Annotated in this window: 1 protein-coding gene; it reads right to left on the reverse strand. The window is 64.1% G+C overall.

Annotation, left to right across the window (positions count from 1 at the left end):
- Positions 1-12 precede the first annotated feature (12 nt).
- Positions 13-1,104 carry an IS630 family transposase gene (locus ACGFH9_RS30805; protein WP_393226389.1) on the reverse strand — a complete coding sequence of 364 codons (1,092 nt, stop codon included), beginning with the start codon at positions 1,102-1,104 and terminating at the stop codon, positions 13-15.
- Positions 1,105-1,202: the final 98 nt, after the last annotated feature.

The raw sequence follows: 1,202 nt of genomic DNA on the forward strand, positions 1-1,202 counted from the left end.
GCTAGTGCCTCGTCATGCGGCCTTGAAGGGGTAATCCGGGTGGCGGATCTTGGAGTTGGTCGCGTATCCGGTTTTCGGTCGGGCTCGCTGGTTGCGCCAGCGGATGTAGTCGCCGATCGCGGCGTCCTGCTCGGCGTGTGACTGGTGGTCGGTGCCGTTGAGGGCGAAGTAGCGCAAGGCGGCGAACTCCGCTTCGATCCAGTTCAGCCAGGAGCTGTAGGTCGGCAGGAAGACGAGCTCGACGGCGTTCGCGGCGCACCACGCCCGGACAGTGGGGTGTTTGTGCGGGGAGAAGTTGTCGAGGATTAGGTGCAGTGTTTCGCCTGGCCAACGGCGCCGGAGGCTCTTGAGGAAGTCGAGGAACTCGATCGAGCGTTTCCGGTCCCTGATCCGGTAGTGGATTCTGCCGGTGGTCAGGTCGAGGCTGGCGATCATGTGCCGGACCCCGTGATCACGGTGGTAGGTCGCCCGCAGCCGGACCGGCCGGCCCTGCGGTTTCCACGCTTTGCCGGGCCGGGGTTGCAGGTTCAACGGTCCGAACTCGTCGATGCAGACGACTCTGCCGCCGGCGGGCGGGTGGTCGTAGAGGTCCAGGATCCGGCGCATCTTCGCGACGAAGTCCGAATCGTTGCTGGCTTTCCACGTCTTCGACGTCTGCCACGTGACGCCACGTCCGTGCAGGATCCGCCGGACGGTCTCGATGCTGATCGTGGTGACGCGGCCGGTCTCGATCAGGTAGTCACGCAGCTTCGACAGCGACCAGCAAGAGAACGGCTGACCGAGGAAGCGGGGGTCACACCGGGCGATCACGCAGATCCAGTCACGGGTCTGCTCATCGATCTTGTTCGGTGTGCCCCCTCTCCATTTTGGGTTCAGCGCGTCGAACCCCCTGTCATTGAACGTGTGGATCACGTCACGGACGTAGTCGTCGGTGGCCTTGAGTAGGTACGCGATGTCCGCTGCCGGCTGGCCTTGGGCGGACATCAGCACGACGATCGCCCGGCGCAGCTTGACCGGATCCTTCGCGATACGCGTGATCCGCTGCAGCCGCTGACCTTCGGGCATCGACAGGGCACGCACGAACACTTCCGGGCGTCGGCCCATCCGGCACCACCTCCCACAAACAGCAAGAGGAACAGCCTGCCCGACACATGCTTAGAACCGACGGATTACACGGCCAACGTTCAAAGACGAGGCACTAG

The organism is Micromonospora sp. NPDC049102 (assembly GCF_043197485.1).
In the GTDB taxonomy this organism is placed as follows: domain Bacteria; phylum Actinomycetota; class Actinomycetes; order Mycobacteriales; family Micromonosporaceae; genus Micromonospora.

Coding starts and splice junctions, on each gene's coding strand:
- ACGFH9_RS30805 (WP_393226389.1), bottom strand. CDS start 1,104: ATGGGCCGACGCCCGGAAGTGTTCGTGCGTGCCCTGTCGATGCCCGAA.